We start from the raw sequence: 15,271 nt of genomic DNA, 5'->3' as shown, positions 1-15,271 counted from the left end.
CACGTGTCTGATCTGTCCCAGATTGTGAAGGCCTACGACGTCCGCGGGACGGTGCCGGACCAGTGGGACGAACGGGCCGCCGAGGCACTGGGCGCCGCCTTCACCCAACTGCTCAACTCCACCGACGAGCCGGGCGACGCCGTCGTCGTCGGGTACGACATGCGGGCCACCTCGCCCGGCCTGGCCGCCGCGTTCGCCACCGGGGTACGCGCCGAGGGCCGCTCGGTGATCGAGATCGGCCTCGCGTCCACCGACCTGCTCTACTACGCGTCCGGCTCGCTCGACCTGCCCGGCGCGATGTTCACCGCCAGCCACAACCCCGCGCAGTACAACGGCATCAAGATGTGCCGCTCCGGCGCGCGCCCGATCGGCCAGGAGAGCGGCCTGGCCGAGATCCGGGAGCGGGCCCAGGCACTTCTGGACTCGGGCGACGCTCGTCCCGCCGGAGCGCCGACCCGGCCCGCCGAGCGGCGCGACCTGCTCCCCGACTACGCCGGCTACCTGCGCAAGCTGGTCGACCTGTCCGGCATCCGGCCGTTGAAGGTGGTCGTCGACGCCGGCAACGGCATGGGTGGCTTCACAGTTCCTACGGTGCTGGGCGACGCGGCCCTGTCGCCGCTGCCGCTGGAGATCGTGCCGCTCTACTTCGAGTTGGACGGCAGCTTCCCCAACCACGAGGCCAACCCACTCGACCCGGCGAACCTGGTCGACCTCCAGCGCGCCGTGGTCGAGCACGGGGCGGACATCGGGTTGGCCTTCGACGGTGACGCCGACCGGTGCTTCGTGGTGGACGAGCGCGGCGAGCCGGTGTCACCGTCGGCGATCACCGCACTCGTCGCCGCCCGTGAGCTGGCCAAGCACCCGGGTTCCACGGTGATCCACGGCCTGATCACCTCCAGCGCCGTCGCGGAGATCATCCGGGAGCACGGTGGGAAGCCGGTCGTCGCCCGGGTCGGGCACTCCTTCATCAAGGCGGAGATGGCCCGCACCAACGCCGTCTTCGGCGGCGAGCACTCCGCGCACTACTACTTCCGGGACTTCTGGTTCGCCGACACCGGGATGCTCGCGGCGATGCACACGTTGGCCGCGCTGGGCGAGCAGTCGCTGCCGCTGTCCGTGTTGGCCGGTGAGTACGAGCGCTACATCGCCTCCGGCGAGATCAACTCGACGGTGACCGACCAGGCGGCGGCGGTGGCCGAGGTGCGCGCCGCGTACCCCGACGCGGTCGCTGACGAGATGGACGGGCTCACCCTGCGTTTCCCCGACGGCGCCTGGTTCAACCTGCGCGCCTCCAACACGGAGCCGCTGCTGCGGCTCAACGTCGAGGCGCCCACCCGGGATCGGATGGTCTCGCTCCGGGACGACGTGCTCGACCGCGTTCGCCGATAAGATCGCCTGCGCCGGTCGGCACCGCCGCCGGTCAAGCCGTACACGTGGAAGGAGCCGTGCCATGGCCCTGGATCCGCAGTTGCTGGAGATCCTTGCCTGTCCGGACACGCACCACGCCCCGCTCACCTATGACGCCGAGGCGCAGACGTTGACCTGTACGGAGTGCGGCCGGATCTTCGAGGTCCGCGACGACGTGCCGGTGCTGCTGCTCGACGAGGCGCGCGGCGGCCCCGGGCAGTCCTCATGATCGACGGTACGGCCGGGGTCAGTGGGCGCCGTGACGCCGACGAGGCCCTGCTCGACAACCCGCAGGCGTTGGCCGAGGCCGACCCGGGTGGCATGCTCCGGCACACGGCGTCGGCCGGGGCGCAGGTTCGCGAGAGCGCCGCACTGGCAGCCGAGGCGAACCTCGCGGTGCTCGCCGACGACGGGCGGCCCCGAGCCGTCGTGATCGCCGGCATCGGCACCGCCGGGCGTACCGGTGACGTGCTGGCCACTGTCGCCGGGCCACGCTGCCCGGTCCCGATCATCGGGCACCGCTCCGCCGGCGTGCCCGGTTGGGTGGGCGCGGCCGACGTGGTGATCGCGGTGAGCGCGTCCGGACGTAGCCCGGAGGCGCTCGGCGCCGCCGAGGCGGCTCACCGCCGTGGTGCCCGACTCGTCGCCGTGGGTGCCCCGGATTCGCAGCTGCAGTCGATCGCCGAGCAGGCCCGGGCGCCGTTCATCCCGGTGCCCCGGCGTGCCCCGGCCCGGGCCAGCCTCTGGGCGCTCACGGTGCCGGTCCTGCTTGCCGCCCGCTCCCTCGGGCTCGTGAAGGTCAACGAGGCGGACCTGGCCGAGACCGCGTCCCGGCTCGACGCGGACGCGGACCGCTGCCGGTCCGCGGCCGAGTCCTTCGTCAACCCGGCGAAGTCACTGGCGCTGGGCCTGGCCGGCTCGATCCCCATCGTCTGGGGTTCGTCCCCGCTGGCCACGGTGGCGGCCCGCCGGTTCGGCGACACCCTGTCGGCAAACGCCCGCTACCCGGTGGTCACCGGAGCGTTGGGTGAGGCCGGGCGGGGTCGGGTCGGGCTGCTCGACGGTGTCTTCGGCGGCCTGGCCGAGGGGGAGCGGGACATCTTCGCCGACCCGGCCGAGGACGACGGCGAGGGCACCCGGCTGCGGCTGGTGTTGCTGCGCGACGGCGGGCTCAACGCCGAGGACGACACCGACGAGCCGCTCGCCGTCGAGGAGCGCCGTGCGGACGCGGTGCAGACCCTCGCGGAGCGCCGTGGCGTGCGGTGCGACGTGGTGACCGCCGAGGGCGGCTCCGCCCTGGAGCGGCTGGCGTCGCTGATCGCCGTTCCGGATTTCGCCTCGATCTACCTTGCTCTGGCACACGGGTTGGACCCGATGGCCGTTCCGGCCATCACCGAGATGAAGGAGCTATCGAACCAGTGAACGAACGTAGGGGGCGGCGCATCATGCGCGGACCGAGCGGCTTCGCGCGGCGAAGCGGAGCGGTGGCATGAGCGCCAACGGTGGGACGAAGGCGATTGTCGCCGCCCTGCTGGCCAACATCGGCATCGCCGTCACCAAGTTCATCGCGTTCCTGCTCTCCGGCTCGTCGTCGATGTTGGCCGAGGCGGTCCACTCGGTCGCCGACTCCGGCAACCAGGGCCTGCTGCTGCTCGGCGGCAAGCGGGCGAAGCGCGCGGCCACACCGGAACACCCGTTCGGGTACGGCCGGGAGCGCTACATCTACGCGTTCATCGTGTCCATCGTGCTGTTCAGCATCGGTGGCCTGTTCGCGCTCTACGAGGCGTACCACAAGTGGCATGACAAGGGCGGCATCGAGTCCTGGCACTGGCTGCCGGTGGTCGTGCTGGTGTTGGCGATCATCATGGAGTCGTTCTCCTTCCGGACCGCCATCAAGGAGTCCAACCACACCCGGGGCAACCAGTCCTGGGTGCGTTTCATCCGCCGGGCCAAGGCGCCGGAGCTGCCGGTGGTGCTCCTGGAGGACTTCGGCGCGCTGGTCGGTCTGGTGTTCGCCCTGTTCGGCGTCACCATGACGCTGATCACCGGCAACGGCGAGTGGGACGCCGCCGGCACCGCGATGATCGGCATCCTGCTGGTGGTCATCGCAGTCGTGCTGGCCATCGAGACGAAGAGCCTGCTGCTCGGTGAGGGCGCCGAGGCGTCCGAGCTGGCTGCCATCGAGCGGGCCGTCACCGACGGCCCCGAGGTGGAGCGGATCATCCACATGAAGACGCTCTACCTGGGCCCGGAAGAGCTGATGGTGGCCGCCAAGATCGCCGTTCCGGAGTGGGAGAGCGCTCACGACCTGGCCCGTGGCATCAACGCCGTCGAGGCGCGGATCCGCGCCGCGGTGCCGATCGCCCGGGTGATCTATCTGGAGCCGGACGTCTACAGCACCGCTGCCGCCGAGGCCGGCACCGGTGCCGCGGCCGACACCGCGGTGCCGCAGCCGCAGGACACGTCGGGCGAGCCGGCCGGGCGGCCCGGGGGCTGACGGGTGGAGCCACTGTACGGGCCGATCCGGGACTACGCCTGGGGCTCGCGCTCGGCCATCGCCCTCCTCCAGGGGCGAGCGGTGCCGAGCGCGGGCCCGGAGGCGGAGCTGTGGTTGGGGGCCCACCCGGGCGCCCCGGCCCTCGTGGATCGTGCCGGTCTGCGGGTGAGCCTCTGTGACCTGGTGCGGGACGAACCTGGGCAGTGGCTCGGCCAGCGGGTGTCCGAGCGGTTCGGCGACCGGCTGCCGTTCCTGCTCAAGGTGCTCGCGGCCGACGCTCCGCTGAGCCTGCAGGCCCACCCGGACGCCGAGCAGGCGCAGGCCGGCTACGCGGCGGAGGCGGGGCGCACCGAGGGGCCGCGCAACTACTCCGACCCGCACCACAAGCCGGAGTTGCTTGTCGCGCTCACCCCGTTCGAGGCGTTGTGCGGTTTCCGGGATCCGGCGGAGTCGGCCGAGGCGCTCGCGGCGTTCGGCGTACCGGAGTTGGCGCCTGTGGTCGCCGCGTTGCGGTCCGGGCCGGCGGGGCTGCGGGCGGCGGTGCGGACGCTGCTCGGCTGGCCGGTCGCCAGGCGTCACGACCTGATGGCCGCTGTGGTGGCGGCACCGGCCGACGGCCCGGACGCGGAACTGACCCGCCGACTGGCCACGGCGTACCCGGGGGATCCGGGTGCGCTGGTCGCGCTGCTGTTGCACCACCTGCGGCTGGAGGCGGGGGAGGCGATCTGGATGCCCGCCGGCAACCTGCACGCCTACCTGAGCGGCTGCGGCGTGGAGATCATGGCGGCCAGCGACAACGTGCTGCGCGGCGGCCTGACCCCGAAGCGGGTGGACGTCGACGAGTTGTTGCGGGTGCTGCGCTTCGAGGTGCTCGTCGATCCGGTGCGCGCCGCGGAGCCGGTCGGCCCGGGCGTGGACTGCTGGCCTGTGCCGGTGGACGACTTCGCGCTGCACCGGGTCCGGGTCGACGCGGCGGTGCCCTCGGTGACACTGTCGCTGCCGGGCCCCCGGGTGGTGCTCTGCGCTGGTGGTGCGATCACCGTGGACGACGGTGCCGGCGCGTTGACGCTGGTCTCCGGCGAGGCGGCGATCGGTACGGCGTTGGAAGCGCCGCTGCGGATCGACGGCGCCGGTGTGGCGTTCGTGGCGACGTCCGGGCTGCGCTGACCTCGACCCGAGTCAACGACACAAGTCCGACTTTCCCGGAATAGCTTGACGTCACCCTGCCTGAGTGTGACTCTATGAGTACGCAGCGTTATCGCGACGACGGTCCGAGAACGTGCGGGGGAACCAAACCGGGGGGATGCACGGGGCGGGCGGGACGTGGGCGGGAAAGTCCGTCCATCACCGACCGCCCCGTGCGCTGTCCGCCGACCGTGCCTGATGCCCGTCGCCGACGCGCGTAAGGTGGAAGGTCGGCGCAGACATCGTTCGACAGGAGCTTTCATGACCAGCACCCTCCCGGCGTCCGCCAGCGGCACGCCGTCCGAGGCCCGGCCGAGCACGCTCGCCGACGGCGACTTCAAGGTGGCGGATCTGTCGCTCGCCGAGTTCGGGCGTAAAGAGATCCAGCTCGCCGAGCACGAGATGCCCGGCCTGATGGCGATCCGTCGCGAGTTCGCCGAGGCGCAGCCGCTCGCCGGCGCGCGGATCACCGGCTCCCTGCACATGACCATCCAGACCGCCGTCCTGATCGAGACGTTGGTCGCGCTCGGCGCGCAGGTGCGCTGGGCGTCCTGCAACATCTTCTCCACCCAGGACCACGCCGCCGCGGCGATCGTCGTCGGCCCGGACGGCACCCCCGAGGCTCCGGCCGGGGTTCCGGTGTACGCCTGGAAGGGCGAGACCCTTCCGGAGTACTGGTGGTGCACCGAGCAGGTGCTCGCCTGGCCGGACGGGCAGGGCCCCAACATGATCCTCGATGACGGCGGCGACGCGACCCTGCTCGTACACAAGGGCGCCGAGTTCGAGCGGGCCGGGGCAGTCCCGCCCGTCGAGTCCGCCGACTCCGAGGAGTACGCGGTCATCCTCGAGCTGCTGCACCGCTCGCTCGGCGAGGACGGCCAGCGGTGGACCCGGATCTCCGGCGGCATCAAGGGCGTGACCGAGGAGACCACCACCGGCGTGCACCGGCTCTACGAGATGCACCGGGCCGGCACCCTGCTCTTCCCGGCCATCAACGTCAACGACTCGGTGACCAAGAGCAAGTTCGACAACAAGTACGGCTGCCGGCACTCGCTCATCGACGGCATCAACCGCGCCACCGACGTGCTGATCGGCGGCAAGATGGCGGTCGTCATGGGCTACGGCGACGTGGGCAAGGGCTGCGCCGAGTCGCTGCGCGGCCAGGGCGCCCGGGTCGTGGTGACAGAGGTGGACCCGATCTGCGCGTTGCAGGCCGCCATGGACGGCTACCAGGTCGCCACCCTGGACGACGTTGTCGAGCAGGGCGACATCTTCATCACCGCCACCGGCTGCTTCGACGTCATCACCAACGAGCACATGGCCCGGATGAAGCACCAGGCCATCGTCGGCAACATCGGCCACTTCGACAACGAGATCGACATGGCAGGGCTGGCCAAGCGGTCCGACGTCGAGCGGATCAACATAAAGCCGCAGGTCGACCTGTGGCGCTTCGCCGACGGGCACGCCATCATCGTGCTCTCCGAGGGCCGCCTGCTGAACCTGGGCAACGCGACCGGGCACCCGAGCTTCGTCATGTCGAACTCGTTCGCCAACCAGACGATCGCCCAGATCGAGCTCTTCACCAAGACCGAGGAGTACCCGATCGGTGTCTACGTGCTGCCCAAGCACCTGGACGAGAAGGTGGCCCGACTGCACCTCGGCGCACTCGGCGCCAAGCTGAGCACGCTGACCAAGGAGCAGGCCGCCTACCTCGGCGTCTCCACGGAGGGTCCGTTCAAGCCGGATCACTACCGCTACTGATCGACATCTCTGGACCGGGTCGGCTGTTCGCAGCCGGCCCGGTCCGTCGTCTCCGCCCTGCCCCCCGCACTCCCGCGATCTGCCCCGCAATCCCGCGATCTGCCCCGCACTCCCGCGATCTTGCAGTTTCGGTTGGAGATTCGCGGCTTTAGATGCGATATGTCGCCGCAGAAAGTGCAAGATCGCGGGGCCGGGGCCGGGGCCGGGGCGCGGGGCCGGAGGCCGGGGCGCGGGGCCGGAGGCCGGGGTCTGGGGTTCGGGGCGCCGGGTCGGGGCTTGGTCAGGTGCGGCGGGTGGGGCGGAACCAGGTCCAGATGCACCAGGCCAGCCAGCCGAGCGAGACGAGGGTGGCCAGTGCCCGTAGGCGTAGTGCGCTGAGCAGCAGCACCACGGCCAGGACCGTCAACCACGGCAGGAATCCCCTCACGGCGCGATCTTCGCACAGTGGAGTTCGCCGCAGACAGGGTGAGCTTGTCGTGAACGACTTGACGACGACGCTGACCAGGAGGAAGGTATGCCTGCCCTAAGTCAACCAAGGCGTGCCTAACCTACTCGGAGCTCGGATGTTCGCCACCTACCTGATCGGTCTGCGGGAAGGGCTGGAAGCCACCCTGGTGGTCAGCATCCTGGTCGCCTTCCTGGTGAAGTCGCAGCGCCGGGACCGGCTGCCGCAGGTGTGGGCGGGCGTCGGCCTGGCCGTGGCGCTCTCGGTGCTCTTCGGCTGGCTGATCGAGTACACATCGACCTCGCTGCTGTCCCGATCCGAGGATCGTGAGTTGTTCGAGGCGATCACCTCGGTCGCCGCCGTGGTCTTCGTGACCTGGATGATCTTCTGGATGCGCCGGGCCGCCCGGACCATCGCCGGCGAACTGCGGGGCAAGCTCACCGAGGCGCTGGCCGTCGGGTCCCTCGCCGTCGCCGGGATGGCGTTCCTCGCGGTGATCCGCGAGGGTCTGGAGACGGCGCTGATCTTCTACTCGGCCGCCCAGGGCGCGGCCGGCGACAGCGGCCCGCTGCTCGCGTTGATCGGCGGCATCGTCACCGCCGTGGTCCTCGGCGTGCTGCTCTACGCCAGCGCCCTGCGGATCAACCTCAGCAAGTTCTTCACCTGGACCGGCGCGCTGCTGATCCTGGTCGCCGCCGGCATCCTCAAGTACGGCGTGCACGACTTCCAGGAGGCCGGCGTCCTGCCCGGCCTGAACGACCTGGCCTTCGACATCACCAGCGTGCTCGACCCGAGCACCTGGTACGCGGCCCTGCTCGCCGGCATGTTCAACGTGACCCCCGCGCCCACAGTGCTGGAGACGATCGCCTGGGTCGCGTACGCCGTACCGGTGCTCCTGCTCTTCCTGCGACCGGCCCGACGTAAGCCGGCACCCACCGCGACCACCACCACAGTCACCGAGCGCGGGGCCGATACCGGCGCTGAGGCCGAGGCGGCGTCCACGCCGCAGCGTGCCTGACCACGAGGAGAGACAGCTTCGATGCGTACCACCCAGTTCTTCGCGCTGGCCGCCGCCGGCGTGCTGGCCACGGCCGGTCTGGCCGCCTGCTCCGACTCCGACAAGGGTGACTCGGCCGGGTCCGGCGGACCGATCGTGGTCAAGGCCAGCGACACCGCCTGTGAGGTCGGCTCGACCGACCTGGGCGCCGGCACCGCCACCTTCAAGATCACCAATTCGGGCGCGAAGGTGACCGAGTTCTACGTGTACGCCGACGGCGACCGGGTGATGGGCGAGGTGGAGAACATCGCCCCTGGGCTGAGCCGCGAGCTGCACGTGGAGTTGCCGGCCGGCACGTACCAGACGGCCTGCAAGCCGGGGATGAGCGGCAAGGGCATCCGGGGCGCGCTCAAGGTCAGCGGGTCGGCGCAGCCGCTCACCGCCGACGCCGCGCTGGGTGACGCCACGGACAACTACCAGCGGTACGTGAAGAGCCAGACCAGCGCGCTGTTGGACAAGACCGAGGAGTTCGTCGGCGCGGTCAAGGCCGGCGATGTGGCGAAGTCCAAGGCGCTCTACCCGGTCGCCCGCACCTACTGGGAGCGGATCGAGCCGGTCGCTGAGATCTTCGGTGACCTCGACCCCAAGATCGACGGCCGCGAGGAGGTCCTTGAGGAGGGGATGGAGTTCACCGGCTTCCACCGGATCGAGAAGGACCTCTGGCAGTCCGGCGACATCTCCAAGGACGGCCCGATCGCCGACCGCCTGCTGGCGGATGTCAAGGAGATCGTGGCCAAGGCGAACGCCGAGAAGCTCTCCCCGCTCCAGCTCGCCAACGGTGCCAAGGAACTGCTCGACGAGGTGGCCAGCGGCAAGATCACCGGCGAGGAGGACCGCTACTCGCACACCGACCTGTGGGACTTCGCCGCCAACCTCGAAGGTTCCAAGGCCGCCGTGTCCGCCCTGCGGCCCGCGTTGCAGCAGCGCTCGCCGGAGCTCGTCAGCCAGCTGGACACCGAGTTCACGAACGTCGAGGGCCTGCTCGGCAAGCACCGCGACGGCGACGGGTGGAAGCTGCACACCGCGCTGAGCAAGGCCGAGCTCAAGGAGCTCTCCGACGGGATCAACGCGCTCGCCGAGCCGATCAGCAAGGTCGCCGCGGCCGTCGCGAAGTGACCACCTGGCAGAAAGAGTCGAGTCGATGAGCGGAAGCAGGTTCACCCGGCGCCGGGCGATCACCCTGGCCGGCGCCGGGGTGGCGGGGGTCGCCGGAGTGGCGGCCGGCGCGGGGGCGCTGCTGAACGGCTCCCATGGCCCGGCCGCGGCGAGCGACCACCCGGCCGGGGCTGTGCCGTTCCACGGAGAGCACCAGGCCGGCATCGTCACCCCGGCGCAGGACCGGCTGCACTTCGTGTCCTTCGACGTGATCACCAAGGACCGGGCCCGACTCGTCGAACTGCTGGAGGAGTGGACGGCCGCCGCCGCCAGGATGACGGCGGGGCGCGACGCCGGGGTGCTGGGTGCGGTCGGCGGGATGCCGGAGGCCCCACCGGACGACACCGGCGAAGCGCTCGGCCTGCCTCCCTCGCAGCTCACCCTCACCATCGGTTTCGGGCCGACGCTGTTCCGCGACGCCGACGGACGGGACCGCTTCGGCCTCGCCGAGCGTCGTCCTGCCGCCCTCGCCGATCTGCCGAAGTTTCCCGGCGACGCGTTGCAGCCGCAGCTCTCCGGCGGCGACCTCTGCGTCCAGGCCTGCTCCAACGACCCGCAGGTGGCGGTGCACGCGATCCGTAACCTGGCCCGGCTGGGCATGGGCGTGGTGAGCGTCCGCTGGTCGCAGCTCGGCTTCGGCCGCACCTCGTCGACCACGCGGGAGCAGGCCACCGCACGCAACCTCTTCGGGTTCAAGGACGGCACGGCCAACCTCAAGGCCGAGGACACCGACCTGCTGCGCGACCAGTTGTGGGTGCAGCCGGGCGACGGGCCGGACTGGATGGCCGGCGGCTCGTACCTGGTGACCCGCAAGATCCGAATGCTGGTGGAGACCTGGGACCGGACCTCCCTCGCCGAGCAGGAGGAGATCGTCGGCCGGACCAAGGGCAGCGGCGCGCCGCTGGGTCGCGGCGACGAGTTCGACGAGCCCGACTTCGCCGCCCGTGGCGCTGACGGCAAGCCGGTGATCGCCGAGCACGCCCATGTCACGCTCGCCCACCCGAGCCGGAACGGCGGGGCCCAACTGCTTCGCCGGGGTTACAACTTCGTCGACGGCTCGGACGGCCTCGGCCGGCTCGACGCGGGCCTCTTCTTCATCGCCTACCAGCGTGATCCACGCCGTCAGTTCGTGCCGATCCAGACGCAGCTGGCCCGGCACGACGTGATGAACGAGTACCTGCGACACGTCTCCAGCGGGGTGTTCGCCTGCCCGCCCGGGGTACGCGACGGCGGGGAACACTGGGGGAGTGGGCTGTTCGGCTGACCGTCGTCCGGATGGCGACAGCCGGATCGGTCCGGCTTGCGGTGGCGCCGGGCGCCGCCAAAGGGGGATCATGGTGGCAGCCTGGCCCGCGGCCAACCGTGCGCCCAGGCACCGCAGCACGTGGCGCCGCCGCCGCGGACTGCTGGCACCCGGTTTGACGGCGGCGCTGAGCGTTACCGGCGGACGCCGGTCCCACCGAACTGAATGAGGATGCAATATTAATCCCATGAGAGCCCGCGTACTGGTGGTCGACGATGACCCCGCGCTCGCCGAGATGCTCGGCATCGTGCTGCGCAGTGAGGGTTTCCTGCCCTCTTTTGTGGCGGACGGCGAGCGGGCGTTGGCCGCTTTTCGCGACAGTCGTCCCGACATAGTGCTGCTTGACCTGATGCTTCCCGGCATGAGCGGGATCGACGTCGCCAGGTCGATTCGGGCGGAGTCCGGCGTGCCCATCGTCATGCTGACCGCCAAGAGCGACACCGTCGACGTCGTGCTCGGCCTGGAATCCGGCGCCGACGACTACGTGGTCAAGCCGTTCAAGCCCAAGGAGCTGGTGGCCCGGATGCGGGCCCGACTGCGCCGAGGCGAGGACGTGGCCCCGGAGATGCTCACCATCGGGCCGCCGGACAACCAGATCACCATCGACGTGCCCGCGCACACTGTGAGTCGCAACGACGAGGAGGTGAAGCTGACGCCGTTGGAGTTCGACCTGCTGGTCGCGCTCGCCCGCAAGCCACGTCAGGTCTTCACCCGCGAGGTGCTGCTCGAACAGGTCTGGGGCTACCGGCACGCGGCCGACACCCGTCTGGTCAACGTGCACGTCCAGCGGTTGCGGGCCAAGATCGAACCAGACCCGGAGCGACCGGAAATCATCCTCACCGTGCGGGGCGTGGGCTACAAGGCGGGGACCGGATAGCCTGGTCGCACTGTGTCGACCTCGCCGCCCCCACCCTCCCCGAGTACGGCTGCCCGCCGGCCCAGCGCCGGCGGGGAGCTCTGGCGTGCGGTGAGTGGTCGGGTCGCTCGTGCGGTGGGTCGGGCACACCAGACCTGGCGTCGCTCGCTCCAGGTTCGGGTCGTGACCATCACGCTGGTCGCGTCCAGCCTCCTGGTCGGCGGGTTCGCGTTCCTGATCGCTGACAAGATCACCACCATTCTGCTCGACAGCGCGCGCAGCGACGTCCGGCAGCGGGTGACAAGCGGTGCCAGCTACGCGGCCAAGCAGGTCTCCTTCTACGGCCAGCCGCAGGAGGCGCAGCTCCAGGAGACCATCGACGGCACTGTCAACTACCTGGCCGGCGGCGACCCCCAGCAGACCAGCGGCGTGGTGGTGGCCATCACCGCCGACGACTATCCCAACGACATCCAGACGCGCACCTCGCCGTCGGCGAACGTGCAGTCGCTGATCAGCCCCGAGCTGCGGGCCGCGATCGCCGACGGCAAGGTGGCCAGTCAGATCCGCACCGGGCGACTCACCGGCGAGACCACCAAATACCTGGTCTACGGCTCGCCGGTGCCCACCCGCTTCGGCCAGATCGAGCTCTACTACCTGGTCCCGCTGGGCCGGCAGGACGTCACCGCCGCCGACGCCCGCGCCACGGTGGTGGCCACCGGGGTCGCGCTGGTGATCCTGCTCGGGTTGCTCGCGGCGCTTGTCACCCGGCTGGTGGTCAACCCGGTCCGGGTCGCCGCACGTACCGCCCAGCGGCTCTCCGCGGGCCTGCTCGACCAGCGGATGGTGGTCAACGGCGAGGACGACCTGGCCCTGCTCGCCGCGTCGTTCAACCAGATGGCCACCAACCTGCAACGGCAGATCCTGCGCCTGGAAGAGATGTCCCGGTTGCAGCGCCGCTTCACCTCGGACGTCTCCCACGAGCTGCGCACCCCGCTGACCACGGTGCGGATGGCCGCCGACCTGATCTTCGCTGAGCGCGATGAGTTCGACCCGGCCGTCGCCCGCAGCGCCGAACTGCTGCAGGCCGAGTTGGACCGCTTCGAGGAGTTGCTGACCGACCTGCTGGAGATCAGTCGGTTCGACGCGGGCTTCGCCATGCTGGATTCCGAGCCGACCGACCTGGTGCCGGTGGTGCACCGGGTGGTCGACCGGCTGGCGGGCCTGGCCGAGCGGGTGGGCGTACCGATCGAACTCGACCTGCCGGGCACGCCGGTCATCGCCGAGGTCGACCCGCGCCGGGTCGAGCGGGTGTTGCGCAACCTGGTCGGCAACGCCGTCGAGCACGGTGAGGCCCGCCCGGTGCTGATCACCCTCGGCATCGACGAGACCGCCGTGGCGATCACGGTCCGCGACCACGGTGTGGGGCTGAAGGTCGGCGAGGAGAAGCTCGTGTTCAACCGGTTCTGGCGGGCGGACCCGTCGCGGGCCCGGCAGACCGGGGGCACCGGGCTGGGCCTGTCCATCAGCCTGGAGGACGCACGGCTGCACGGCGGCTGGCTGGAGGCGTGGGGTGCTCCCGGGCAGGGCGCGCAGTTCCGACTCACCCTGCCGGCCCGTGCTGGCGATCGGCTGACCACCTCACCGCTGCGGCTGGTGCCGGCCGACGCCGCCCTACCGTTCGGCGGCCCCCGCGACGGTGGGCCACTGGCCATCGGTCCCGGCACCGGCGGGGCACTGGCGATCGGTCCGGCTCCGGCCGGGGACGGGCAGCGGACGGAGGTGCGCTCGTGAGACGGCCGACTCTGCTCGGGACCCTCGGCGTGATGGTGCTGCTGGGCGCCGGCTGTGGCATTCCGGCGGCATCCGACGTGCGGGTGGACGGCAAGGGCAGCGCCGCGACCGAGGCCGGTGTGATCAGTCGGGGCAGTGAGCCACCGACGCGCACGGCCAGCGGCAGCGTCAACGAGACGTTCGTCCGCAACTTCCTGTCCGCCGCCGCCGGCGAGCCGGATCGGGCGTACGAGCGGGTCAAGGCGTTCATCGCCCCGGAGGACAAGACTCGCCTACAGGACAAGAAGGGCAGCGAGGTCGCGCTGAACGTGGTCCGGCTGCGCGAGGCGGTCTACACCCTCAACAGCGACTCGACCACGACAGTCAAGATCACCGTGCAGCAGATCGGGGTGCTGCGCACCAACGGCATCCTGGCCCCACCGGTGGCGACCGAGACGGAGTACGAGTTCGGCCTGCGCAGCGCGTCCTTCAACGGCGGCGTCAACGATGACCGGGCCGGCCTCTACGTCATCAACCCGCCCAACGTGCTGCTGCTCAGCGACACCGCCCTTCGGGAGTACTACCAGGACGAGACGATCTACTTCTGGAGTTCGGACCGCAGCCGCCTGGTGCCCGACCAGCGCTACCGACCGCAGGCGGTGCCGGTCGAGCGGCAGGTCAACGAGGTGGTGAAGTGGCTGGTCGGTGGCCCCTCCGACTGGTTGCGCCCGGGGGTCGTCGGGCTGCCGGACCGCACCGAGCTGATCAACAACGCCACCGGCGGCAACGGTCGGTGGGAGGTCAACCTGGACATGTCCGGCGACGACCAGAGCGGGATCGATCAGTTGATCACGCAGATCGCCTGGTCGTTGGGCGACCTCACCGGTCAGCTGGAGTTGAAGATCCGCAACAACGCGCAGCCCGTGGTGGAGCTGGGCGAGCGACGAGACGCCCGGGTGCTCTACCCGTATGCCACCAGCCCGCAGCGGTTCGGCGTGTACGACGGCGCGATCCACCCGCTCGACTTCGACGGCGAGCCCAGCGGCACGGTGCCGTTGACACCCGAGGCCAACCGTAACGTCGTCTCCGCCAGCCTCGGGCTGGCCAAGGACCGCCGGATCCTCGCCGCGATGGTGGTCGCCAGCAGCGGCAAGAACCGGTACCGACTCGCCGTGGGCACGGGTGCCGACCCGGTCTCCGTGGTCAGCCGCAGCGGCGCCGAATTCTCCTCGATCGGCCGACCGGTCTGGCTGCGTACGGTCGACAACCGCCCCAGCCGCGGCCTCGTCGTGGCCGACGGGCAGCTCTACCGGTTCGACGAGGCGGCCCGGATGTATCCGGTGCCGCTCAACCTGCCCTCCGGCGCGGTCACCGCGGTGGCCGCCGGGTTGGACGGCCAGCGGGTGGCGCTGATCGTCGGCGGCCGTCTCTACGTCGCCGCGGTCAACCTCGACGGCGGCGGGGCGTCCATCGGCCCGCCCCGAGAGCTGGTCACCTCGCTGACGAACCCGACGGCTGTCGACTGGGGCAGGGAGGACCAACTGGTGGTGGCGGGGTCGGTCGGCCAGCCGGCGATCTACGAGATCAGTGTCGACGGCGCCCTGGAGACACCGTTGCGGACCGACCTCGGCGCCAAGGTCACCCACCTGACCGCGTACCCGACCAACCGCAGTGTGCGGACGCCCGGCGGGGCGTACATGTACGAGGCGAACGGGGTGGCCTACCGCAGCAGCCCGTTCGAACGGATCGAGCCCGGCCGGGTACGCGACATCGCCCCGGTGCCGACCGGTGTCCGGCCGAGCAACCCGTCGGCGCCGTTCTTCCTCTACTGACAC

General features: G+C 70.8%; 13 protein-coding genes. 12 read left to right on the top strand and 1 reads right to left on the bottom strand.

The window, feature by feature from the left end; translation table 11 throughout:
- Positions 1–3 precede the first annotated feature (3 nt).
- The 6 genes from ABZU43_RS06785 to ahcY all read left to right on the top strand — a co-directional run bounded on the left by ABZU43_RS06785 (position 4) and on the right by ahcY (position 6,850).
- A complete protein-coding gene (locus ABZU43_RS06785) occupies positions 4–1,389 on the top strand; it encodes a phosphomannomutase/phosphoglucomutase (protein WP_355005567.1) in 1,386 nt (461 codons plus the stop codon).
- Positions 1,390–1,450: 61 nt separating this feature from the next.
- Entirely contained in the window at positions 1,451–1,636 is a 186-nt protein-coding gene (locus ABZU43_RS06780; protein WP_091394023.1) for a Trm112 family protein, read from the top strand.
- Positions 1,633–2,829 carry an SIS domain-containing protein gene (locus ABZU43_RS06775; RefSeq protein ID WP_355005566.1) on the top strand — a complete coding sequence of 399 codons (1,197 nt, stop codon included), beginning with the start codon at positions 1,633–1,635 and terminating at the stop codon, positions 2,827–2,829. The genes ABZU43_RS06780 and ABZU43_RS06775 overlap by 4 nt, the downstream gene beginning before the upstream one ends.
- 67 nt (positions 2,830–2,896) lie before the next feature.
- On the top strand, positions 2,897–3,904 hold the full coding sequence (locus ABZU43_RS06770; RefSeq protein WP_355005565.1) for a cation diffusion facilitator family transporter: 1,008 nt from the start codon (positions 2,897–2,899) through the stop codon (positions 3,902–3,904).
- A 3-nt stretch (positions 3,905–3,907) separates the two neighbouring features.
- Positions 3,908–5,071: a mannose-6-phosphate isomerase, class I gene (gene manA / locus ABZU43_RS06765; RefSeq protein WP_355005564.1), complete on the top strand. Its 1,164-nt coding sequence runs from the start codon at positions 3,908–3,910 to the stop codon at positions 5,069–5,071.
- 279 nt (positions 5,072–5,350) lie between these two features.
- Positions 5,351–6,850, top strand: coding sequence for an adenosylhomocysteinase (ahcY, locus tag ABZU43_RS06760; RefSeq protein WP_355005563.1), 1,500 nt, complete (start codon positions 5,351–5,353; stop codon positions 6,848–6,850).
- A 280-nt stretch (positions 6,851–7,130) separates the two neighbouring features.
- On the opposite strand, the gene ABZU43_RS06755 is transcribed toward ahcY, so the two are convergent.
- A complete protein-coding gene (locus tag ABZU43_RS06755) occupies positions 7,131–7,277 on the bottom strand; it encodes a hypothetical protein (protein WP_167493764.1) in 147 nt (48 codons plus the stop codon).
- 136 nt (positions 7,278–7,413) lie between these two features.
- On the opposite strand from ABZU43_RS06755, the gene efeU reads away from it, so the two are divergent.
- From efeU to ABZU43_RS06725, 6 genes are all read left to right on the top strand, one after another.
- Positions 7,414–8,313: an iron uptake transporter permease EfeU gene (gene efeU / locus ABZU43_RS06750; RefSeq protein ID WP_355005562.1), complete on the top strand. Its 900-nt coding sequence runs from the start codon at positions 7,414–7,416 to the stop codon at positions 8,311–8,313.
- Between the two features lie 21 nt (positions 8,314–8,334).
- Complete coding sequence (gene efeO, locus ABZU43_RS06745; RefSeq protein ID WP_355005561.1) at positions 8,335–9,468, top strand: iron uptake system protein EfeO; 1,134 nt, start codon at positions 8,335–8,337, stop codon at positions 9,466–9,468.
- A 25-nt stretch (positions 9,469–9,493) separates the two neighbouring features.
- A complete protein-coding gene (efeB, locus tag ABZU43_RS06740; RefSeq protein ID WP_355005560.1) occupies positions 9,494–10,771 on the top strand; it encodes an iron uptake transporter deferrochelatase/peroxidase subunit in 1,278 nt (425 codons plus the stop codon).
- A gap of 226 nt (positions 10,772–10,997) precedes the next feature.
- Positions 10,998–11,687, top strand: coding sequence for an MtrAB system response regulator MtrA (gene mtrA / locus ABZU43_RS06735; protein WP_030331519.1), 690 nt, complete (start codon positions 10,998–11,000; stop codon positions 11,685–11,687).
- A 12-nt stretch (positions 11,688–11,699) separates the two neighbouring features.
- Positions 11,700–13,457 (top strand): MtrAB system histidine kinase MtrB, encoded by a 1,758-nt coding sequence (mtrB, locus tag ABZU43_RS06730; RefSeq protein ID WP_210784506.1) that lies wholly within the window; start codon positions 11,700–11,702, stop codon positions 13,455–13,457.
- Positions 13,454–15,268, top strand: a complete 1,815-nt coding sequence (locus ABZU43_RS06725) for an LpqB family beta-propeller domain-containing protein (RefSeq protein WP_355005559.1) — start codon at positions 13,454–13,456, stop codon at positions 15,266–15,268. Before mtrB ends, ABZU43_RS06725 begins: the two co-directional genes overlap by 4 nt.
- Positions 15,269–15,271 lie beyond the last annotated feature (3 nt).

Origin of the sequence: Micromonospora sp. NPDC005205, assembly GCF_040608275.1 — a bacterium.
Taxonomy (GTDB): domain Bacteria; phylum Actinomycetota; class Actinomycetes; order Mycobacteriales; family Micromonosporaceae; genus Micromonospora.
Note: the sequence above shows the minus strand (reverse complement) of the source record. Positions and strands in the feature narration are given on the sequence as shown.

Coding starts and splice junctions, on each gene's coding strand:
- efeO (WP_355005561.1), top strand. CDS start 8,335: ATGCGTACCACCCAGTTCTTCGCGCTGGCCGCCGCCGGCGTGCTGGCC.
- ABZU43_RS06775 (WP_355005566.1), top strand. CDS start 1,633: ATGATCGACGGTACGGCCGGGGTCAGTGGGCGCCGTGACGCCGACGAG.
- efeU (WP_355005562.1), top strand. CDS start 7,414: ATGTTCGCCACCTACCTGATCGGTCTGCGGGAAGGGCTGGAAGCCACC.
- ABZU43_RS06770 (WP_355005565.1), top strand. CDS start 2,897: ATGAGCGCCAACGGTGGGACGAAGGCGATTGTCGCCGCCCTGCTGGCC.
- ahcY (WP_355005563.1), top strand. CDS start 5,351: ATGACCAGCACCCTCCCGGCGTCCGCCAGCGGCACGCCGTCCGAGGCC.
- mtrA (WP_030331519.1), top strand. CDS start 10,998: ATGAGAGCCCGCGTACTGGTGGTCGACGATGACCCCGCGCTCGCCGAG.
- ABZU43_RS06780 (WP_091394023.1), top strand. CDS start 1,451: ATGGCCCTGGATCCGCAGTTGCTGGAGATCCTTGCCTGTCCGGACACG.
- efeB (WP_355005560.1), top strand. CDS start 9,494: ATGAGCGGAAGCAGGTTCACCCGGCGCCGGGCGATCACCCTGGCCGGC.